At 72.2% G+C, this 19,881-nt stretch carries 19 protein-coding genes and 1 pseudogene; 7 read left to right on the top strand and 13 right to left on the bottom strand.

From position 1 onward, the window contains the following. Nucleotide 1: 1 nt before the first annotated feature. The 4 genes from AVW11_RS22280 to AVW11_RS22265 are packed head-to-tail and all read right to left on the bottom strand — an operon-like array spanning nucleotide 2 to nucleotide 2,832. Nucleotides 2-604, bottom strand: coding sequence for a CBS domain-containing protein (locus tag AVW11_RS22280; RefSeq protein WP_030844005.1), 603 nt, complete (start codon nucleotides 602-604; stop codon nucleotides 2-4). Between the two features lie 12 nt (nucleotides 605-616). Further along, on the bottom strand, nucleotides 617-1,219 hold the full coding sequence (locus tag AVW11_RS22275) for a CBS domain-containing protein (RefSeq protein ID WP_076045513.1): 603 nt from the start codon (nucleotides 1,217-1,219) through the stop codon (nucleotides 617-619). A gap of 37 nt (nucleotides 1,220-1,256) precedes the next feature. Then, nucleotides 1,257-2,141, bottom strand: a complete 885-nt coding sequence (locus tag AVW11_RS22270; protein WP_060177387.1) for a universal stress protein — start codon at nucleotides 2,139-2,141, stop codon at nucleotides 1,257-1,259. Nucleotides 2,142-2,172: 31 nt separating this feature from the next. Then, nucleotides 2,173-2,832 (bottom strand): CBS domain-containing protein, encoded by a 660-nt coding sequence (locus AVW11_RS22265; RefSeq protein WP_060177388.1) that lies wholly within the window; start codon nucleotides 2,830-2,832, stop codon nucleotides 2,173-2,175. A 273-nt stretch (nucleotides 2,833-3,105) separates the two neighbouring features. Here AVW11_RS22265 and AVW11_RS22260 point away from each other — a divergent pair, with 273 nt between their 5' ends. The 6 genes and pseudogenes from AVW11_RS22260 (at nucleotide 3,106) to AVW11_RS22235 (ending at nucleotide 8,840) form a co-directional block, all read left to right on the top strand. Next, nucleotides 3,106-4,014, top strand: coding sequence for a universal stress protein (locus AVW11_RS22260; RefSeq protein ID WP_060177389.1), 909 nt, complete (start codon nucleotides 3,106-3,108; stop codon nucleotides 4,012-4,014). Then, nucleotides 4,011-4,874, top strand: coding sequence for a universal stress protein (locus tag AVW11_RS22255; protein ID WP_060177390.1), 864 nt, complete (start codon nucleotides 4,011-4,013; stop codon nucleotides 4,872-4,874). The genes AVW11_RS22260 and AVW11_RS22255 overlap by 4 nt, the downstream gene beginning before the upstream one ends. A gap of 7 nt (nucleotides 4,875-4,881) precedes the next feature. Then, nucleotides 4,882-7,467: a cation-translocating P-type ATPase gene (locus tag AVW11_RS22250; RefSeq protein WP_076045511.1), complete on the top strand. Its 2,586-nt coding sequence runs from the start codon at nucleotides 4,882-4,884 to the stop codon at nucleotides 7,465-7,467. A gap of 29 nt (nucleotides 7,468-7,496) precedes the next feature. After that, a pseudogene (locus AVW11_RS22245) lies at nucleotides 7,497-7,679 on the top strand (DUF1918 domain-containing protein); the annotation flags it as partial. 202 nt (nucleotides 7,680-7,881) lie between these two features. Further along, complete coding sequence (locus AVW11_RS22240) at nucleotides 7,882-8,340, top strand: Hsp20/alpha crystallin family protein (RefSeq protein WP_076045509.1); 459 nt, start codon at nucleotides 7,882-7,884, stop codon at nucleotides 8,338-8,340. After that, a complete protein-coding gene (locus AVW11_RS22235; RefSeq protein WP_060177393.1) occupies nucleotides 8,337-8,840 on the top strand; it encodes a flavodoxin domain-containing protein in 504 nt (167 codons plus the stop codon). Before AVW11_RS22240 ends, AVW11_RS22235 begins: the two co-directional genes overlap by 4 nt. A gap of 135 nt (nucleotides 8,841-8,975) precedes the next feature. Here the strand turns inward: AVW11_RS22235 and AVW11_RS22230 are convergent, their stop codons facing one another. After that, complete coding sequence (locus AVW11_RS22230) at nucleotides 8,976-9,473, bottom strand: CBS domain-containing protein (protein ID WP_060177394.1); 498 nt, start codon at nucleotides 9,471-9,473, stop codon at nucleotides 8,976-8,978. Between the two features lie 175 nt (nucleotides 9,474-9,648). On the opposite strand from AVW11_RS22230, the gene AVW11_RS35975 reads away from it, so the two are divergent. After that, a complete protein-coding gene (locus tag AVW11_RS35975) occupies nucleotides 9,649-9,978 on the top strand; it encodes a hypothetical protein (protein ID WP_240528232.1) in 330 nt (109 codons plus the stop codon). Between the two features lies 1 nt (nucleotide 9,979). Here AVW11_RS35975 and AVW11_RS22225 read toward each other — a convergent pair whose 3' ends face one another. The 8 genes from AVW11_RS22225 to AVW11_RS22190 form a co-directional block, all read right to left on the bottom strand. After that, the gene (locus AVW11_RS22225; protein WP_076045507.1) at nucleotides 9,980-10,639 is read right to left on the bottom strand and encodes a CBS domain-containing protein; all 660 of its coding nucleotides are present in this window, start codon (nucleotides 10,637-10,639) and stop codon (nucleotides 9,980-9,982) included. Between the two features lie 234 nt (nucleotides 10,640-10,873). Beyond that, on the bottom strand, nucleotides 10,874-11,140 hold the full coding sequence (locus AVW11_RS22220; RefSeq protein WP_225885015.1) for an acyl carrier protein: 267 nt from the start codon (nucleotides 11,138-11,140) through the stop codon (nucleotides 10,874-10,876). Next, nucleotides 11,137-12,444 (bottom strand): dihydrolipoamide acetyltransferase family protein, encoded by a 1,308-nt coding sequence (locus AVW11_RS22215; protein WP_076045505.1) that lies wholly within the window; start codon nucleotides 12,442-12,444, stop codon nucleotides 11,137-11,139. The genes AVW11_RS22220 and AVW11_RS22215 overlap by 4 nt, the downstream gene beginning before the upstream one ends. A 1-nt stretch (nucleotide 12,445) precedes the next feature. Beyond that, nucleotides 12,446-13,453, bottom strand: coding sequence for an alpha-ketoacid dehydrogenase subunit beta (locus AVW11_RS22210; RefSeq protein WP_076045503.1), 1,008 nt, complete (start codon nucleotides 13,451-13,453; stop codon nucleotides 12,446-12,448). Next, complete coding sequence (gene pdhA / locus AVW11_RS22205; protein WP_173675291.1) at nucleotides 13,450-14,508, bottom strand: pyruvate dehydrogenase (acetyl-transferring) E1 component subunit alpha; 1,059 nt, start codon at nucleotides 14,506-14,508, stop codon at nucleotides 13,450-13,452. The genes AVW11_RS22210 and pdhA overlap by 4 nt, the downstream gene beginning before the upstream one ends. Before the next feature lie 14 nt (nucleotides 14,509-14,522). Next, nucleotides 14,523-16,319, bottom strand: a complete 1,797-nt coding sequence (acsA, locus tag AVW11_RS22200; RefSeq protein ID WP_076045501.1) for an acetate--CoA ligase — start codon at nucleotides 16,317-16,319, stop codon at nucleotides 14,523-14,525. 76 nt (nucleotides 16,320-16,395) lie between these two features. Next, on the bottom strand, nucleotides 16,396-17,040 hold the full coding sequence (locus AVW11_RS22195; RefSeq protein ID WP_030843967.1) for a CBS domain-containing protein: 645 nt from the start codon (nucleotides 17,038-17,040) through the stop codon (nucleotides 16,396-16,398). A gap of 289 nt (nucleotides 17,041-17,329) precedes the next feature. Beyond that, complete coding sequence (locus AVW11_RS22190) at nucleotides 17,330-19,873, bottom strand: sensor histidine kinase (protein WP_076045499.1); 2,544 nt, start codon at nucleotides 19,871-19,873, stop codon at nucleotides 17,330-17,332. Between the last annotated feature and the right edge of the window lie 8 nt (nucleotides 19,874-19,881).

Genomic DNA, 19,881 nt, shown 5'->3' with positions numbered 1-19,881 from the left:
CTTAGGCCCGGTCGGCGGCGGCCGGGACGGAGGTCAGTCTGTTGTCGACATCGACGACGCCGTCGACGCTCTGGCACAGGCGTACGATCACGGGCAGCAGCTCCGCCCGGTGGACGGTGCCACTCAGCGTCACCAGCCCGTCCTCCACGTCGACGGTGACCGAAGAGGGCGCTATCCGCAGGACGCGGGTCAGGACGTCCTCCACGATCTCCTCCTGGATGGCGTGGTCGTGGCGGAGGAACAGCCGGATCAGATCGCTCCGGCTGAGCACGCCGGTGATCCGCCCGTGCGCGTCGACGACGGGCAGGCGTTTGACCCCGTGGCGTTGCATCACCCGGGCGGCGCGGACCACGCTCCACTCGGGGCGGGCCGTCACGGCCGGACTCGTCATGAGGTCCCCGGCGGTCGACGCACCGCCGGGGAAGCGCCGACGCAGGAGGTCGGCCTCGGACACGACGCCGACCGGGCACCCCGTCCCGTCCACGACCGGCACGGCGGTGATGTCGTATTCCTGCAGCAGCCGGGCGATCTCCTTGAACGCCGTGGCGGGGCGGACCGTGACGGCCGTGGGAGTCATCAGTTCGGCGACGCTGCGGTGCCTCATGAGCACAACCCCTCATGCGGAAGCCGGGACCGTGAAGTCGGCCTTGACGTCCACGACCCCCGGTACGGAGCCCACCGCGCGTACCACGACGTCCTCCAGCGCCGGCTCCGGCATGGATCCGTGCAGGTAGACGGTGCCGTTGTCGACGTGGACGTGGACGTCGGACGAGCCGTGCGGCAGCAGCCGGAGCCTGATCAGGTCCCGGATCTCGGTGCCGATGTCCGCGTCCGGGCGCAGATACACCTTCAACAGGTCTCCGCGGCTGACGACGCCGACCAGGCGGCCGTCGCGGTCCACCACGGGCAGGCGCTTGAGGTGGCCGCGCGCCATCAGGCGGGCCGCCGCCGGGATGGTGGCGGTCGTCTCCACCGTCACGGCGGGACACGTCATCAGCCGCTCAGCGGTGGTCGCCCGGTCCACAGCGGGGGCTTGGGTGCTGAGCAGCAGGTCGGCTTCGGAGACCACCCCGGACACGTGCCCGTCCTCGTCCAGGACGGGGAGGGCACTGATGCTCCACATGCGCATCGTCTCCACGATGTCCTTGAACACGGTTCCGCGGTCGACGGAGACGGCCGCGCGGGTCATGACGTCGGCCACGGTGCGCAGGTGTTCCATGACGCTCCTCGATGCCGGATCCGCAGGCGCGCGGACTTCAGGGATGGGCGACGACGGCGACCGGGGCGGCCGTGTGGTGGAGCACCGCGTGGGTGACGGGGCCGAGGTGCGGGCCGAGGGGCGAGTGACGCAGATGCCGGCCCACCACGACCAGGCCCGCTCCCCGGGAGGCCTGGACGAGGCGCTCGCTCGCGGATCCCTCGTACACCCCGGTCGAGACGTCCACGTCCGGGAACCTGCGCCGCCAGGGCAGCAGCATGTCCTCGACCGTTCGCGCCACGCTCCGCTGGATGTCCCGTTCGTTGTCGGAGTCGAAAAGGGGGACGTAGCTGTACGCGGGAGGCATCTTCCAGGTGTGTACGACCTGTAGCGTGCAGCCGCGGCGCTCCGCCTCCTCGAAGGCGAAGGTGAGGACCCGGTCGCAGGCCTCCTGGATGTCGATCCCGACCACGATGCCGGCCCCGGCGCCGGGCTCGGCCTCGGACTCGGAGGCCGTGTCCGGTTCGCCCGTGCTGCGGACGAGGACCACCGGGGTGTCCGTGGCGGCCACGGTGGACAGTGCCACCGAACCCACGAGGAAGCCGGTCAGGCCGCCCAGGCCGCGGGACCCCAGGACCAGCAGCGCGCAGTCGACGGCTTCCGCGGCGAGGGCGGCGGCGGGGCGCCCCGTCGGACAGCGGGTCGTGATCTCCAGGCGGGGGTGACGCCGGCGCAGTTCTTCCGCCGCCTCGGCCACGGCGCGGTCCGTCCAGCTGTCGGCGTCCTGCCGGCCGACGCCCGGGAGCACCGGGTCGAGGAGCCAGTCGACGGCGTGGACGAGCCTGAGCGGCACCTGGCGCACAACCGCTTCGCGCGCAGCCCAGCGAGCCGCCGCAAGGCTCTCGTCGGAGCCGTCGACCCCGACCGTGACGTGGTTCTTCATGCGTGTGGTCCTCCGATTCGGGCCTGGTGCGTCACCACGGCACGGACGTGTGAGCGGTACGGGTGTTCGCCGGGTCGTCGGAGCCGGCCGTGATGCGCGGTGCGACGGCCACGACCCCGTCGATCCGTTCGACGAGCGCGACGAGCAGGCGGACCCGGGTCGGATGGTGCACCGTGCCCTCCAGGGTGACGATCCCGTCCACCACATGCACCTCGACGGCTTCGGCCGATACGCCGGCGAGTTCCGCGAGCACCTCCTGGACGCGGCGGCGGATCTCCGCGTCCGGGCGGAGGAAGGTACGAAGGAGGTCACGCCGGGTGACGATGCCGACGAGGCGGTCCTCGACGTCGACGACGGGCAGCCGCTCGATACCGCGGAGGGTCATCAGCCGGGCGGCGGCTCCCGCCGTCTCCTCGGCGCGGACGGTGACGGCGGGGGCGGACATGAGGTCGCGCGTCGTGGGGGCCCGGGAGGGCGGCGCGATCCGTTGTCCCGGACCGGGCACCGCCGTGTTGCGGGCGAGCAGGTCGGTCTGTGAAACGACGCCCACGACGCGGTCCTCGTCGTCCACGACGGGCAGGCCCGAGACGTCGTACTGGGCCAGCAGCTTCGCGACCTCCTTGAACGGGGTGGCCGGCGTCACGGAAGCGACCTCGTCGGTCATCAGGTCTGCCACCTTGATGTGCTTCATGGGGCTCCTCCTGCGGTTTCCGAGCGCGTGAGGCCGATGCCCTGTGCGTGACAGTGAGCGTGTGCCCTTCACGTTCCGCCGGAGCGCAGGCAGAAGCGAGGGCCGAACGGCCCCGTCCGGGGACCGGACGGGCCACCCGGCCCACGGGCCGGTGCGGCCGTCCGACGATGGGGACCTTTGGTCCCCCGGGCGGCCCCGGGCGGCCCTCCTGCCAGGGCGCCCGGGCCGGTCACCGTGGGGGTGTCCCCATCGGCCTCTCGGTTGGGAGTCACCGTGGAAAGCACCATCCGTACTCCGGACAGCAGCTCGGTCACCGTCGGCGTCGACGGTTCCGAGCCCGCCCGCCACGCTGCCCTGTGGGCTGCGGGGGAGGCCGCACGCCGGGGCCGTCCGCTCCACATCGTCTACGGCGCGGACACCGACGGCAGGGCCTTGTACGTGTCCGTGGAGACCATCGAAAAGGTCCGGGCCGCCGGCCGGGAACTGCTGGACGACACGGCGAAGGCCGTGGCCGCCGAGTATCCGGGTCTCAGCGTGACCACGGAGTTCAGCCGCTCGGACGCCATCACCAGCCTGAAGCGGGCCGGCGGCCTCTCCAGCACGATCGTCGTCGGCAACCGCGGCCTGGGCGGGTTCGACTCGCTCATGCTCGGCTCCGTCGGCCTGGGCATCGCAGCCGCCGCCAGCACTCCCGTCATCGTGGTCCGCGGCATCGACGAGGCGGAGGAGCGGGGCACCGTCCTCGCCGCCGTCCGCGACGAGCACGACCTCGTCTGCGCCCGCTACGCCGCCCGCGAGGCCGAGCTGCGCAAGGCGTCCCTGCGGCTCCTGCACGTCTGGAACATCCTGCAGTCCGTCGGCATCGTCGTCCCCATGCTCGACACCGTCGACGCCATCGGCGGGGAGCACGCGGAGGCCCTGCGGGCCGTCACCGCCACCATCCGTGCCGAGTTCCCGGACCTGACCGTCGACAGCGACGGGGAGAAGAACTTCTCGGTGGCCGGAGTCCTGGTCGAGGCGAGCCGCCACGCCGACCTCCTGGTCATGGGCGGCCGCCGCCGTCCCACCCCGCTCGGGCTTTCCCCCGATCTCGGCAGGGCCACACACAGCCTCGTGCACCACGCTCACTGCCCCGTCCTTCTCATTCCACGGCTCCGCGCGGGATCCGGGAGCGGGTCATGACCGGCGCACGGGAGGCCGTTCGCGGCATCGTCGTGGGGATCGACCCGGACAGGAACTGGCACCTTCCCCTGGCCTGGGCGGCCGACGAGGCATTCCGCCGCAGGCTTCCCCTCCGCCTCGTGCTGGCGGTCCCACCCCAGCACGACGCCCAGCACGTCGACGACACCCCACGGCAGACCGCCCTGCGAGGAGCGGGCGCCGAGCGGCTGGAGCAGGCCCGGGACTGGGTCCGGGAACGGCATCCCGAGCTGGCCGTCGCCACCGACCTGCGGGGCGGGTTCCCCGCCCCCGTCATAGCGGCGATGGCGGAGCAGGCCCGCCTGGTGGTGCTCGGCTCCCGGCACCTGGGCCGCGTCGCGGAGGTGCTGAGCGCCGGATCGCTCGTGCTCCCGGTGACGGCGCAGGCTTCCTGCCCCGTCGTCGTCGTGGGCGACGCCGAGCACATCACGCAGCGGCCGCTGTACATCGTCGTCGGCATCGACGGGAGCAGCGCCTCGGCCGCAGCCCTCGAGTTCGCCTTCGACGCTGCGGACCTGCGCGGAGCACAGGTCCGGTCCGTCTCCGTGTGGCAGCCGCCGGTCTTCCTGCTGCACGACGAGGAAGCAGCCCTTCAGGCGCAGCGCGCCCTGCTGGCCGAGACCACCGCCGGCCTGTCCGAGAAGTATCCGGACGTACTCCTCACGCACGAGGTACTGGTCGGCCATCCCGTCGAGGAACTGGCGCGCGCGGCCGAGCACGCGCTGGCCGTCGTCGTGGGCCGCCGCGGCAGGGGCGGCTACACCGGCATGCGACTGGGATCCACCGCGCACGGTCTCCTGCACCGGGCGCACTGCCCGGTCATCACCGTCCCCACCGGATGAGGCGGACATGACCACCCGTACGACCGACGCACCTGCCGCCCGCGCCCCGGGCCACCCGGGGCTGACCCAGGCCGAAGCCGAACGCCGGCTGGCCCGCCACGGCCGCAACGAGGTACCGCCGCCCAGGCCGACACCCCTGTACCGCCGGGTGCTGGCACAGCTGCGAGACCCGTTGATCCTGGTGCTGCTGGGTGCCGCCCTGCTCACCATCCTGATCGGGGACTACCCCGACGCCGTCGTGATCGGACTCGTGGTCGTCGTCAACACCACCGTCGGGGTGGTCCAGGAGGTCCGTGCCGACCGTGCCGTCGCCGCGCTCACCGCCCTCTCGGCCCCGCACGCCCGCGTCGTGCGCGACGCAGCCGCCCACGAGATACCCGCCGCCCTCGTCGTCCCGGGGGACACCCTGCTGCTGGGTGAGGGCGACATCGTCGCCGCGGACGCCGATCTGGGCGACGCGTCCGCGCTCCTGATGGACGAATCCATGCTCACCGGCGAGTCGGAACCGGTCGACAAGTCCGCGGGGGAGACGGTGTCCGCGGGGACCGTCGTGGTCCGCGGTCGCGGCACCGCCACCGCCACGGCCACCGGTCCCGCCAGTGCCCTCGGCCGGATCGCCGCGCTGATGGACGGCAACGGCCACGAACCGACCCCGCTGCAACGCCGGCTGGCCTCCCTCGGCCGTATGCTCGCCCTCCTCACCATCACCCTGTGCGTGCTCTTCTTCGCCCTGGGCCTGGTACGGGGCCTCGCACCCAGCACGATGGCCGTCACTGCCATCAGCCTCGCCGTCGCCGCCGTGCCCGAATCCCTTCCCGCCGTGGTCACCCTCGCCCTGGCCCTGGGCGCCCGACGGATGGCGGCCAGAGGGGCGCTCGTCAGGCGCCTGCCGGCCGTCGAGACGCTGGGCTCGGTGAGCGTGCTGGCCACCGACAAGACCGGCACCCTCACCGAAGGCCGCATGGTCGTCCAACACCTGTGGACCCCGTCCGGGGCCGCCGACGTATCGGGCAGCGGCTACGACCCCCGCGGCGAACTGACCCGTGACGGGCGTCCCCTGACGGCCGAGCAGCTACGACCGTTCCAGGAACTCCTCACCACGGCGGCCCTGTGCAACGACGCCGTCCTCAAGCCGTCGGGAACCGGACCGGACGCGTGGGCCGCGGTGGGTGACCCGATGGAGGCGGCGCTGCTGGCCGCCGCTGCCAAGGCCGGCTGCCCCGACCCCGCCGAGCTGCACCGCGACTGCCCCCGGATCGCGGAAGCACCGTTCGACAGCATGCGCAAGCGCATGACCACCCTGCACCACCTGCCCGACGGGAACGTGCTGGTCTGCCTCAAGGGAGCCCCCGAGGCCGTCCTCACCGCTTCCGTGCTGGCCGAACCGCCCGCTCTGCTGGAGCAGGCCCGTGAGCGGGCCGCCGCGCTGGCCGGCGGCGGCTTCCGCGTCCTGGCGGCGGCCGGCACCGAGCGGCTCTGGCAGCCGCTGCCCGTGACCGGGGCGGAGCGGGAACTGCGGCTTCTGGGCCTGATCGCCATCAGCGACCCTCCGAAAGCCGCGGCGCCCGCGACCCTCTCCGCCTGCCGGGCGGCCGGAATCAACCCGGTGATGATCACCGGTGACCATCCGGCGACGGCACGAGCCATAGCCGAGCGCACCGGCCTCGTCCGGGCGGGAGAGACCGCCGAGATCCTCACCGGCGCCCAGCTGGCCGCCGCGCCCGACACCGACCTCACGGGCGTCCGGGTCTTCGCCCGGACCGACCCCCAGCAGAAGGTGGACATCGTCCACGCCTGGCGGGCCCACGGCGCCGTCACGGCCATGACCGGCGACGGCGTCAACGACGGCCCCGCCCTGCGCCAGGCGGACATCGGCGTCGCCATGGGCGCCCGCGGCACGGAAGTGGCACGCCAGGCCGCCGACCTCGTCCTCACCGACGACGAACTCGCCACCGTGGTCACGGCCGTCGAGGAAGGCCGCCGGGTGTACGACAACATCCGCCGCTTCCTCGTCTACGCCATGGCCGGCGGTGCCGCCGAGATCCTCGTCATGCTGATCGGTCCGCTGCTCGGCCTGGCCCTACCGCTGCGCGCCGGGCAGATCCTGTGGATCAACCTCCTCACCCACGGCCTCACCGGCGTGGCCATGGGGGCCGAACCCGTCTCGCCCGATGCGATGAGCCGGCCGCCGCGGCCGCCGAGGCAGCACATACTCGCCGCGGGGGTGTGGCAGCGCCTCCTCGTCCTGGCCTCCGCCGTCACGGTGGTCAGCCTGCTGGCGGGCCTCGCCGCCCGAGCCGTGGGCCTGCCCTGGCAGAGCGTGCTCTTCCTCGCCCTGCTCGCGGCGCAGCTCGGCGTGGCCCTCGGCCTGCGCGCCCGCCTGATGACCAGGCAGAACCTCTTCCTGCCCGCTTCCGTGGCCGGATCCGCCGTCCTGGCGGTGGCGGCCCTGCACGTCCCAGCCCTGCGGTCGCTGCTGGACACCGACCCCGTCGGCTGGACCGGCATGTGGCTCGCCGCAGCCGCCGGGGTTTCCGCTTTCACAGCCGCCCGGCTCCTGCGGGGCGCATTCCGTGGAAAGGCAAAGCCATGAATCTCTACGCAACCGAGCACGGATCCGGGATCCACGCCGAGGTCGGCGACCAGATCGTCGTCGGCGGGCCCACCGTGGGCCAGCCCGGCCGCGACGGGGAGGTCATCGCCCTGCATCACGCCGACGGCACCCCTCCGTACGACGTGCGCTGGTCCGACACGGGCCGTACGACGGTGTTCTTCCCCGGCCCGGACGCCCACGTCCGGCATCTGCACGAAGGGCCGGCGAACTGAACGACGCACCCGGGCGGCGTGCGGGACACCAGCGCGCACGTTCCGGCGCTCCCGCCCCGGGCCGAATGGTCCCGTAGCTGCCCCGACAGGCCCAAGCGGACCGCGAGCAGACGGGCCGACAGTGGTGGCAGAAACCACACGAAGGCGCCCGCCGCAGGCGTCGGAGATTCAGGAGCACCCCATGGCAGGCACGCAGATGGAGCGGAGGCGCAGCCTCTTCCCCGACTTCACCGACTGGTTCGGCGCCGACTTCCCGCGCTTCCCGATGTGGCGGCCGGCCCTCGACACCCACCCCATCCCGATCGAGGTGAGCAACAACGACGGCATGTACACGCTCCGCGCCGAAATGCCCGGGCTGGACCCGGAGAAGGACGTCCGGATCACCGTGGACGGCGACACCCTCACCGTCAGCGCCGAGCACACCGAGAGCAAGGAGGAGAAGGACCACTCGGAGTTCCGCTACGGGTCCTTCCGCCGCAGCGTCCGGCTGCCCGACCGGATTCCCAGCGAAGGGGTCGAAGCCGCGTACGAGGACGGCATCCTCACGGTACGGGTCCCGATGGAGCCCGAACCCCCCGCAGGGCGGCGCAGTATTCCCGTCAGGCGTCCCCAGGACCCGCAGACGGGTGAGCCGTCATGAACTCCAAGAGGGTGCTGGTCGCATACGGCAGCAGGCACGGCGCGACCGCCGGCATCGCCTCGGAGATCGGCAAGGCCCTCCGCGAGGACGGCTTCGACGCCGTGGTGCTCCCGGCGGACGACGTGGAGGACGTCCGAGGCTTTGACGCGGTCGTCCTCGGCGGGTCCCTGTACGCCGGGCACTGGAGCGGCAAGGCCCTGCACTGCGCCGAACGCAACGAGCAGTACCTCAAGCACCGCCCGGTGTGGCTGTTCAGCAGCGGCCCGGTCGACAGTTCCGCCGAGCAGCACGAGATCCCGCCCGTGCCGGCCGTGGCCAGGCAGATGGAACGGCTCGGCGCCCGTGAACACGCCACGTTCGGAGGCAGCATCACCGCGTCCACACCCGGGCTCATCGCCAAGGCACTGGTCCGGCACGGCAAGGGCGGGGACTTCCGCAACTCGGAGCGGATCCAGGCCTGGGCCCACCACATCGGCAGCGAACTCGCCGCGGCCGCCTGAGCGGCCGTACCCCGCAGCCGACCCGCCGACCGGCGGGCCGGCTGCGTCGTACGCCCGGGCCGTGGTGCGGTGAAGGTGACGGAAAGAGTCCCGCGAGGATGCGGGAGAAGCGGCTGACGGCCGTGCACCGCACCGTCAGGAACCGCGAGAAGCGGGTGGACTCTTTCCGTCCGTTCCTGCGGGTGCGCGTGCGCCGATCTCGTCCCGGGGCCCCGGGGGCTCCTCCAGGACGCTCCAGGCGACCGGCCCGAGCAGGTCCGCCACCCTGCGGAAGACGTCCATGAGCAGGTCGTCCACGGTCAGCATGCCCACGACTCGCTGCCCGTCCAGAACGGGCAGGCGCCGGACGCCGCTGGTGCGGAACGTCCGGTACGCCGCGTGGACGTCCTCGGCGGCGCCGACGGTGACAGCCGGAGTGGTCATGACCGCTCCCACAGGAGCGTCGCGGTCGAACCCTCCGGCCACGGCGCGCACCGCGATGTCACGGTCGGTGACGATGCCGCGCAGGACTTCTCCGTCCGTGACGACCACACATCCGACGCCGTGCAGGTCCATGCACCGGGCCGCCTCGCCGATGGTCGTGGTGGCCGTGACGGACACGGCGGGGGCGGACATGTATGCGGACACGTCCATCGTCCGGCTCCTTCCCACTCGATCCATGGGGCCGACCGTAGGCCCGAGCGCCGCAGCAGGCGAGGGCCGAGCGGACCCCCGTCATGGGACCGCATGGCCCTGTGCGGAGTCACCCCCGAGGGGGACCATGACATGCAGACAGCCGACATCCCTGCCTGTTCCGAGGTGATCCGAGATGGCATCCATGACATGGACCACCCCAGGTGTGTTCACCGGCTCCGGCGGGGTGCTCACCGCCGAGGCAGGACCTCTTACAGGGGAACTGACGGTCCGCACCACCTGGGAGGCGGAGCAGGCACACGTCGCCGTCCAGTACGCGGGCGATTCCAGGTGGTGCACGCTGGTCGGCAGTCCTGTGCCCTGTCCCTCCGAAGCGGCCCGCTCGGTGCACCAGTGCGCGGTGGACACCGTACGCGCCGGGGGACTTGCCCCCTTCGAGCCCTGGCCGCTCACCCCCGCGACCCCCCGTCGAACGGACGAGGTGCCGGCTCGCGCAGCCCACTGACTCAGCGACGTGTGTCGATGTCGTCCGTCTCCCACGCGAGTCGATCCGTGACGCTGACCACGCCGTCGACGGTCCGGCACAGTCGCTCGACGGCGGGGATGAGGCTCCGGAAGCGCACCACGCCGTTCAGGGTCACCTTTCCGTCGACCACGTCCACCGTCACGGCGGCGGGATCCAGGTGCAGGGTCCGGTCCAGGACGTCCCCGGTGATCTCGTGTCGGATGGCGTCGTCGTCGCGCAGGAAGATCCGCAGCAGGTCGCCGCGGGTGACGATGCCCACGAGGACGTCGGCGTCGTCGACGACCAGCAGCCGCTTGACCCGCTGACTTTCCATGAGCCGCGCCGCCTCCGCCACCGTCCAGTCCGGCCGGGCGCAGACCGGGGGCGCCGACATCAGCTCCTCGGCCTTCGTACCGGCGGCCTTCTCGCTCTCCCAGCGTTCGGGGTGCGGCAGTGAGCGGAACCAGTCCCCCTGATCGGCGGGCTTGGGCAGCAGATCGCCTTCGGAGATCACCCCGAGCGGGTGGCCGGCGGGGTCGGTGACCGCCACCGCGGACACCTTGTGCTCGTCGAGCGTACGGATGACGTCCTTGAACGTGGCCTGCCCGGCAACCGTGACGACGTCACGGGTCATCAGCTCGCCCACTTCTCTGTGCCTCACCGGAATGTCCTTTCTCGTGCGATGTCGGCGTCAGGCCGGAGGGAGACGCCCGGCGGTAACGGGTGCGACGCGTCGACCGGGACGACGGCGTGCGTCATGACGTCGTGCACGGTGCGCAAGTGCTTCATGGTTTCCTCCTGCCGCTGGGTTCCAGGGCTCTATCAGCCTGGCCGTACGGGCGCCCGGGGGAGTAGGGCCGACCGGGGCATGGGGCGGGGGCTGACCGGACCGGCCCTACGAAGGCGCCGCCGGCGGGCCTCCGGTGCGGGATGCCACGTAGTCCGCGCAGCCATCGAGGGTGGCGAGGGCGCCATAGTCCTGCTCCGGCAGGGCGAGCCCGGTCCGTCCGCCGAGCAGCTCGACGAAGGTGAGGAAATCCAGGGAGTCCATCTCCAGACGCTCCCGGAAGGGCTCGTCGGGCGGCACGGCCGCGAGGTCGGCGCCGGGGACGGCCTCCTCGATCACGGCCCTGATCATCGCGAGGGCTTCGTCGTGGGTCACAGGTCCTCCGGATGCTGGAGCAGGCGGTCGAGCGCGGTGAGGAAGCGGGCGCCGGTCGCGCCGTCGCTGGCCCGGTGGTCGGCGGACAGGGTCGCGGTGACGGTCGGGTGCACGGCGAGCATGCCGTCCACCGCGACAGGCCGGTCGGTCACCCTGCCGAGGCCGACCATCGCGACCTGGGGCGGGTAGATCACGCCGAGGACCGACTCGACTCCCTGGTCGCCCAGATTGGTCACGGTGAGCGTCGGGTCAGCAGTCTCCGAGGCACGGAGCCTGCCGCGCCGGGCCCGCAGGACGAGGTCCTTCATCGCCGCCATCACGTCCGCCAACGGCATGCGGTCCACATCCGCGAGGGCGGGCGCGACCAGACCACCTCCGCGCAGCGAGACCGCCGTACCGAGGCGGACACCCGCCGCGGGCACGAAGCGGTCCTCGCGCCAGTGGCCGTTCAGCTCAGGCACCTCCCGCGCTGCCCGAGCGACCGCCTTCAGGAGGAGCGCGGCCGGGACGAGTCGTTCCGTGACGGGGAGCGTGCTGTTCCGCCGGTGCATCCACTCCAGGGCGGCAGCGAGGTCGACGGTCGTCGACAGGTAGTAGTGCGGGATCTCCCGCTTGGCGCGGGACATGAGCCGGGCGATGGCGAGCCGGTCACCGGCAGGGCGCGCAGCGGGGGTCTGCGTGGCTGCGGGTCGCGGACCGGCCGGTTCCCCCACGGCGCCTCGACGAGCGGGCTTCCCGCCGCCGGTCCCGGCCGCGGCGCGGACGTCGTCGGCTTTGACGGCGCCCCTGCTGCCGGTGCCCCTCACGGTGGAGAGATCGACACCCAGGGACTCGGCGAGGCGTCGCGCGAGAGGCGACGCGATGACTCTCGCCGGCCCGGAACGGGCGGCCTCGGCCACGTCCGCACGCCTGATCCGGCCGCCCCTGCCGGTGCCGTGGACGGCCTGGAGGCTCACGCCTTCCACCGCTGCCTGATGCCGGACGAGGGGAGTGGCCGGCACGGCCTCGGCGGGCACGGCCTCGGCGGGGACGGGGAGGGGCACGGGCGGTCCGGGCGCAGGCGTCGGCCCCGCGGGGGCGATGACGGCCAGGGGCGTTCCGACGGCGACGGTCGTGCCCGGCTCGATCAGGAACTCGGTGACCGTGCCCGACTCGAAGCACTCCACCTCGATGGTCGACTTGGCCGTCTCCACGACGGCGATGACGTCACCCCGGGCCACCTCGGCGCCCCGGGTGACCAGCCACTCGACGAGCGTGCCCTCGTCCATGTCGGCGCCGAGGGACGGCATGGTGAACTCGCCCACCTCAGGCCACCGCCTTTCGGGCCGCCGCCACGATGGAGGCGGGCTGCGGCAGCGCGGCCTCCTCCAGCTGCCGCGCGTAGGGCATCGGCACCTCCTGGCTGCACACGCGGCGGAGCGGTGCGTCGAGCTCATAGAAGGACTGCTCCGTGATGCGCGCCATGACCTCCGCCGAGATGCTGCCGCTGCGCCATCCCTCGTCCACGATCACGGCCCGGTGGGTGCGGGCCACCGATTCCAGCACGGTCGCGTCGTCCAGAGGGCGCAGGGACCGCAGGTCCACCACCTCCGCGCTGATGCCGTCCTCCGCCAGCGTTTCGGCGGCGGCCAGCGCCTTGGGGAGGGACCCGCCGTACGTGATCACGGACACGTCGGTGCCCGGGCGGCGGACCGAAGCGGAGTCCAGGCCGACGGCGTCGATCGTGCCGTCCAGCACTCCTTCCGCGTTGTAGAGGCTGCCGTGTTCGAAGAGCAAAACGGGGTCGGGGTCGGCGAGGGCCGCTGCCAGCATGTGCCGGGCGTCGTCCAGGGTCGCGGGCGTGAGGACCCGGATACCGGGGATGTGGGCGTACCAGCCCTCCAGGCTGTGCGAGTGCTGGGCGGCGAGCTGGCGTCCCGCACCGGTGGTCATCCTGATCACGATCGGCACGTTGAGCTGTCCGCCGGACATGTGCAGCAACGTGGCGGCGTTGTTCATGATCTGGTCGAGGGCCAGCAGGCTGAAGTTGACGGTCATGATCTCCACGACCGGACGCATCCCGCCCAGCGCGGCACCGATGCCGGCCCCCACGAAAGCCGACTCCGACAGGGGGGTGTCGCGGATCCGGTCGGGCCCGAACTCCTCCAGCAGGCCGAGGCTCACGCCGAAGCAGCCGCCGTAGCGGCCCACGTCCTCGCCCATGAGGAAGACCCGGTCGTCCTGGCGGAGCGCCTCCCGCAACCCCTCGCGCAAGGCCTCCCGATACGTCGTACGGGTGGCTTCGGCCGTCCCGGCGGACTGACGGGTGTTCATCTCGTGCTCCCGGTCGTGCTCGTCACGAACCGCAGCAGGTCCGCGACCGGTTCGTACGGGGCGGCCCCGGCGGACCGCACGGCCGCGTCGATCTCGGACGTCACGTCCTCCTCCAGCCGCTTGGTCGCCGGGTCGTCCAGGATTCCCTCGGCGCGCATCCGCTGCTCCAGCTCCACCAGCGGGTCACGTGCCTTCCACCGCGCAATCTCGTCCTTGCTCCGGTAGCGGTCCGGGTCGTACATGGAGTGCGCCCGGAAGCGGTACGTCCGCGCTTCGAGGAAGTGCGGGCCGCCACCCGAACGCACGGAATCGGCCGCCCGTCGTGCCACCGCCTCGACGGCCGTCACGTCCATGCCGTCGACGGTCCAGGCGGGCATACCGTACGACGCGGCGCGCATCGCGAGGTTCGTTTGCGCGTGTTCCCGCGCCAGACTGGTCCCCATGGCGTACAGGTTGTTCTCGCAGACCAGCAGAAGGGGCAGCTGCCACAGCGCGGCGAGGTTGGCCGTCTCGTGGAATTCGCCCTCCGCGTAGGCCCCGTCGCCGAAGAAGCAGCACGTCACCCGTTCGGTGCCGCGCATCCGGTCGGCCAGTGCCAGCCCGGCGGCCAGCGGCAGTCCGCCGGCCACGATGGCGTTCCCGCCGTAGAACCGCCGTTCCGCGTCGAACAGGTGCATGGACCCGCCGCGCCCGCGGCTGCACCCGGTGACCTTGCCGAACATCTCGGCCATTACGGCATCGGACGGCACACCCCGGGCGAGGGCGTGGCCGTGCTCGCGGTACGTGGAGACGACGGCGTCCTCTTCCCGCAGGGCCTGGCCGACTCCGACGGCGACCGCCTCCTCACCGATGTACAGGTGGACGAAGCCGCGGATCTCCGCCGCGCTGTAGAGCTCGACGCAGCGTTCCTCGAAACGGCGGATCAGCAGCATCTGCCGCAGCACCTCCAGCCGATGGTCGCGGCCGGGCCGCGGCTCGTCCGCCGGTGGCCCGGACGGCCGACGACTCCCGCCCGCCCGCTTCGGACCGGAGGCTCGCTTGGTGGTGGTGCTCATGGTCGTGCCCTTCCTCACGTGCCGTCAGACCGGCTCTCCAGGGTTGACAGGTCGCCCTCGGGCAAGCCGAGTTCACGAGCGCGCAGGAGTCGGCGCATCACCTTGCCGCTGCGGGTCCGCGGCAGGTTCTGGTCGAACGCGATCTCGCGCGGTGCCACGGCCGGCCCGAGCCGCCGCCGGGTGAACGCCAGGAGCTCGCGCCGGAGGGCGTCGTCCGGCCGGCACCCGGGGCGCAGCGAGACGAACGCTTTCACCACAGCCCCCACGACCGGGTCCGGGCGGCCGATCACGCCCGCCTCCGCCACAGCCGGATGCTCCATCAGCGCGCTTTCGACCTCGAACGGTCCGATCAGGTGCCCGGCGGACTTGATCACGTCGTCGGCGCGCCCGACGAACCAGAACCACCCGTCCTCATCGCGTCTCGCCAGGTCACCGGTCAGGTACCAGCCGTCGGCGAAGCAGGCGTCGTACCGCCCCTGTTCGTTCAGGTAGCCGCGGAACATCGAGGGCCAGCCCGCCCGGAGTGCCAGTTCACCCTCCACACCCGGATGGGGGACCTGCCGTACGTGTCCGCCGGTGACCGCAGCGCGTCCGTCCTGCCCGCGTTCGAGGATCGCCGCCCGGACGCCGGGCAGCGGGCGTCCCATGGATCCGGGACGGATGTCGCCGGAGGCATAGTTGGCGATCATGATGGCGCCGGTTTCCGTCTGCCACCAGTTGTCGTGCACCGGGAGGCCCAGCACCTGCTGTCCCCACACCACGGCCTCGGGGTTCAGCGGCTCGCCGACACTGGCGACGAATCGGAGGGAGGACAGGTCGTACGGTCCCGGGAGGCCGTGGCCGTCCCGGGGCGTGGCGCGCATCAGCATGCGGATCGCCGTGGGCGCCGTGTACCAGATGGCGACCTTCTGGGAGTCGAGGATGCGGTACCAGCGGTGCACGTCGAACTCGCCCTCGTCCACCACCAGCGTGGCGCCGTGCGTGAGCGGGGCGATGATCCCGTAGGAGGTGCCCGTCACCCAGCCGGGGTCGGCCGTGCACCAGTACACGTCGCGAGGTCCCAGATCCAGTGCGAAGGCGGCCGTGGCGTGGTGTGCCACGACCGCCTCGTGCACGTGCACGGCCGCCTTGGGCGTGCCGGTCGTGCCGCTGGTGAAGTGGAGGAGGGCCATGTCCTCGGGGCCGGTCGGCGGCACGGAGAACACCGGGGAGGCCCGCGCCATGAGGCGGTCCAGCACGGCCGTGCCCGGTGGCGGGTCGGCGACGGGGCCGACCAGCAGCACGTGGGCCAGTCCGGGCAGCCGGTGGCGGATCTCCTCGACCTTGCGCCGGTACAGGGCCTCGGTGGTGACCAGGACCCGGGCGTCGCCCAGGGCGAGCCGCTGTCGCACCGGCTCGGGACCGAACGCCGAGAACAGCGGGCACAGGACCCGTCGTGAACGCAGTGTGCCGAGGGCCGCCGTGTACAGCTCGCGGCGCCGGCCCAGCAGCGTGAAGACCCGCTCCTGCGGGGCGGCGCCCAGGTCGTCGAGAACATGCGCGAACCTCGATGCGTCGGCGGCGAGGTCCGCGTAACTCACATGGGTCACGGAGTCGTCGGCGGCCACGCACCGCAGGGCCTCCCAGTCGCCGTGACCGGCCTCGACGTGCCGGTCGACCGCCTCGAAGCCCATGTTCAGGCCGCCCCCCGGCAAGCCGCTCATCCGGGACCGGGCCTCGTCCCAGGTGAAGGTCGCGCAGGTCCGGTCGTAGTCGGGAAGCCGCCAGGCGCCGTGTGGGTGACGCTGTGCTGCGATGATCGTGTAGGCCATGAGGGGCTCCTCGTCCACCCCGAGGTATCCGCACGGGTCAGGTGACGCCCGTGTCGGCGTCGCGTTACGCGCTTCCCTACGTCGGGGCCGTGACCGCCCCGTCGAGTTCCATGCGGACGTCGACGACCCCCTCCACGGCTCGGACGGCGCGGGCCAGCAGGGGGATCAGAGCGCGGTCGTGCAGCCCTCCCCGCAGAGTGACGACACCGTCCAGTACCGAGAAGTCCAAGGGCGCGCCGGGCGCGAGCTCGTTCATCACGGCCTGGCGGATCTCCTCCTGCAGTTCCTCGTCCGGTCGCAGGAACACCTTCAGCAGGTCGCTGCGGCTGACGACGCCCTCCAGCATGCCCACGCTGTTCACCACAGGCAGGCGCTTGACGTGCTTGCGGGCCATGATGCGGGCCGCCTCGGCGATGGTGGCACCCGGATGGACGGTGACCGCCGGGCTGGACATCAGATCCTCGGCCAGGACGGCGCCGGCTTTGGAGGCTTCGTCCAGCTGCTCCGGCAGGCGGGGCTCCTCGCGGCGGAATTCCTCTTTGGGCAGCAGGTCGGCCTCGGAGACGACTCCGACGACGCGGCCCTCACCCTCCAGGACGGGGACCGCACTCACCTTCCATTCGCTCATCAGCTCGACTATCTCCTTGTACGACGCCTCCCGGCCGATGGCTACGGCAGTGTGCGTCATGACGTCGCTGACGGTGTAGCGCGATGCAGGCATGACCAGCTCCTTCACAGCGTTCGGTCACGGGTACGGGCACTCGCCCCGTGCGACGTGCAGGTCTCCCCGATCGGACCCTTCTCCCATCCCAGCACTCGCGCGCACCCCTGCGCAGGGCCCTGTGGGCCAAGGGGGAGGTCCAAGTGGTCCCCGGCGCGTGCGTCCAGCGCGCTGCCGCCCGCGGCTACGGCCGGCGACGGCGGGGTCGCGCTGAGTCGAGGTCCGCGAGGGAGCCGGCCTTGCGGCCCCGTGGTCGGCGCTCCCGCTGTTCCGGCAGGGGGGCCGGCCGTCAGCTGACGGCCGAGGTGGGCAACTCGGCGGCGACCGGCGGCTCGTGTCCCGCCATGGGCAGCGTCAGGACCATGGTCAGCCCTCCGCCGGGAGTGTCCTCCGCGGCCACGGTGCCGCCGATGGCCTCGGTGAAGCCGCGGGCCACGGCGAGGCCCAGGCCGACTCCCGCGCCGCGCGGGGCGTCGCCATGGCGCTGGAAGGGTTCGAAGATGCGCTCCTTCGCCTCGTCCGGGATGCCTGGGCCCCGGTCCACCACGCGGAGTTCGACCCGGTCGTGCAGGGCACTGGCCGTGACCAGGACCGGTTCCCCCGCCGGGCTGTACTTGACGGCGTTCTCGACGATGTTGGCGACCGCGCGTTCCAGCAGCCCGCGGTCGACGGCGATCATGGGGAGGGTTTCGGGAATGTCGAGTTCGACGCTGTCCTCGGGTACGCCTCCCAGCGCCATCGGCACGACCTCGTCGAGGTCGGTCTCACGGATGAGCGGCACGACGGTGCCGGTGTTGAGCCGGGACATGTCCAGCAGGTTGCCGATGAGCTGGCCCAGCCGGTCGGCGCCCTCCTCGATGCCCTCCAGCAGGTCGGCCCGGTCCTCCTCGGACCACTCGACGTCGTCGGAGCGCAGCGAGCTGACGGAGGCCTTGATCCCGGCGAGTGGGGTGCGCAGGTCGTGGCTGACCGCCGCGAGGAGCGCGGTGCGGATCCGGTTCGCCTCCGCGAGCCGACGGGCCTCCTCGGCCTCTCCGACGAGCCGCTGCCGGTCGAGGACGACGGCGGCCTGGGCGGCGAAGGCGCCGAGCACCCGCCGGTCCTCGGCGGGCAGCACCCGGCCGGACAGGGCCAGGGACATGTTCTCGCCGACGGGCATGTCGACGTCGGCGTCCTCGGGCCGGCTGACCGGATGGCTGCCGACGCTTGCTGCGAGGGTCCAGGGTTCGACCTCGCTCGCGCGTTCCAGCAGCGCCACGGAGTCCATCGTGAAGGTCTCGCGGAGGCGTTCCAGCAGGGCGTCCAGGGAGTCCTCGCCGCGCAGGATGCTGCCGGCGAGGAAGGACAGGATCTCGGACTCGGCCCGCAGGCGCGCGGCCTGGTGGGTGCGGCGGGCCGCCAGGTCCACCACGGAGGCCACCGACACCGCGACCCCCACGAAGATCGCGATGGCCACGATGTTCCTGGGGTCGGCGATGGTGAACCGGTAGAGGGGCGGGGTGAAGAAGTAGTTCAGGAGCAGGGAGCCGAAGGCCGCCGAGGCGAGCGCAGGCAGCAGTCCGCCCAGGAGGGCGGCCGCCACCGTGCAGGCCAGGAAGAGGAGCATGTGGTTCGCGAGCCCCAGGTCGGGCAGGGCCTGGCTGAGCAGCAGGGTGAGCAGGGCCGGGCCGGCGATGCCGATCAGCCAGCCCCAGATGATGCGGGACCGCCCCAGCCGCGCCTTGCGCGGGATCGGCAGGCCGCGCCCCTTGGCGGCGGCGTCATGGGTGACGATGTGCACGTCGAGGTCCGGCCCCGACTCGCGCGCCACGGTCGCGCTGACTCCGGGCCCGAACACGTACTGCCAGGAGCGGCGCCGGCTCACGCCGAGGACGATCTGCGTGGCGTTCACCCCGCGGGCGAATTCCAGCAGGGCGTCGGAGACGTCGTCGCCTATGACGTGGTGGAAGGTGCCGCCGAGGTCCTCGACCAAGGTGCGCTGGACGGCGAGCTCCTTGGGCGAGGCGGTGCTCAGCCCGTCGCTCGCGGCGATGTACACCGCCAGCACCTCTCCGCCGGCGCCCTTCTCGGCCAGCCGGGCGGCCCGGCGGATGAGCGTACGGCCCTCGGGCCCGCCGGTGAGGCCGACGACGATGCGTTCACGGGCCTGCCAGGTGGTGCGGATGTTGTGCTCGCCGCGGTACTCCCGCAGGTACTCGTCGACCCGGTCGGCGGTCCACAGCAGGGCCAGCTCGCGCAGGGCGGTGAGATTGCCGGGGCGGAAGTAGTTCGACAGGGCGGCGTCGACCTTGTCGGCCTTGTAGACGTTGCCGTGCGCCATGCGGCGGCGCAGCGCCTGGGGGGACATGTCGACCAGTTCGATCTGGTCGGCCCGCCGGACCACCTCGTCGGGCACGGTCTCCCGCTGCCGTACCCCGGTTATGGTCTCGACGACGTCGCCGAGGGACTCCAGGTGTTGGATGTTCACCGTCGAGATCACGTCGATGCCGGCCTGGAGCAGTTCCTCGACGTCCTGCCACCGCTTGCCGTTGCGGGAGCCGGGGATGTTGGTGTGGGCCAGCTCGTCCACCAGGGCCACCGCCGGCCTGCGGGCGAGGATCGCGTCCACGTCCATCTCCGCGAACGTGGTGCCCCGGTACTCCAGGTCACGCCTCGCCACCAGCTCCAGGCCGTGCAGCATCACCTCCGTCCGCGGCCGGTTGTGGTGCTCGACGAAGCCGACCACACAGTCGGTCCCTCGCTCGATCCTGCGGTGGGCCTCGGACAGCATGGCGTACGTCTTGCCGACGCCCGGTGCCGCGCCGAGGTAGATACGGAGCTTTCCGCGTCCCATGATGGTGA

Source organism: Streptomyces amritsarensis, assembly GCF_001953875.1.
Lineage (GTDB): Bacteria > Actinomycetota > Actinomycetes > Streptomycetales > Streptomycetaceae > Streptomyces > Streptomyces amritsarensis.
This window is presented reverse-complemented; position numbering and strand designations above follow the sequence as displayed.

Coding starts and splice junctions, on each gene's coding strand:
- AVW11_RS22280 (WP_030844005.1), bottom strand. CDS start 604: ATGAGGCACCGCAGCGTCGCCGAACTGATGACTCCCACGGCCGTCACG.
- AVW11_RS22275 (WP_076045513.1), bottom strand. CDS start 1,219: ATGGAACACCTGCGCACCGTGGCCGACGTCATGACCCGCGCGGCCGTC.
- AVW11_RS22270 (WP_060177387.1), bottom strand. CDS start 2,141: ATGAAGAACCACGTCACGGTCGGGGTCGACGGCTCCGACGAGAGCCTT.
- AVW11_RS22265 (WP_060177388.1), bottom strand. CDS start 2,832: ATGAAGCACATCAAGGTGGCAGACCTGATGACCGACGAGGTCGCTTCC.
- AVW11_RS22255 (WP_060177390.1), top strand. CDS start 4,011: ATGACCGGCGCACGGGAGGCCGTTCGCGGCATCGTCGTGGGGATCGAC.
- AVW11_RS22250 (WP_076045511.1), top strand. CDS start 4,882: ATGACCACCCGTACGACCGACGCACCTGCCGCCCGCGCCCCGGGCCAC.
- AVW11_RS22240 (WP_076045509.1), top strand. CDS start 7,882: ATGGCAGGCACGCAGATGGAGCGGAGGCGCAGCCTCTTCCCCGACTTC.
- AVW11_RS22235 (WP_060177393.1), top strand. CDS start 8,337: ATGAACTCCAAGAGGGTGCTGGTCGCATACGGCAGCAGGCACGGCGCG.
- AVW11_RS22230 (WP_060177394.1), bottom strand. CDS start 9,473: ATGGACGTGTCCGCATACATGTCCGCCCCCGCCGTGTCCGTCACGGCC.
- AVW11_RS35975 (WP_240528232.1), top strand. CDS start 9,649: ATGGCATCCATGACATGGACCACCCCAGGTGTGTTCACCGGCTCCGGC.
- AVW11_RS22210 (WP_076045503.1), bottom strand. CDS start 13,453: ATGAACACCCGTCAGTCCGCCGGGACGGCCGAAGCCACCCGTACGACG.
- pdhA (WP_173675291.1), bottom strand. CDS start 14,508: ATGAGCACCACCACCAAGCGAGCCTCCGGTCCGAAGCGGGCGGGCGGG.
- acsA (WP_076045501.1), bottom strand. CDS start 16,319: ATGGCCTACACGATCATCGCAGCACAGCGTCACCCACACGGCGCCTGG.
- AVW11_RS22195 (WP_030843967.1), bottom strand. CDS start 17,040: ATGCCTGCATCGCGCTACACCGTCAGCGACGTCATGACGCACACTGCC.
- AVW11_RS22190 (WP_076045499.1), bottom strand. CDS start 19,873: ATGGGACGCGGAAAGCTCCGTATCTACCTCGGCGCGGCACCGGGCGTC.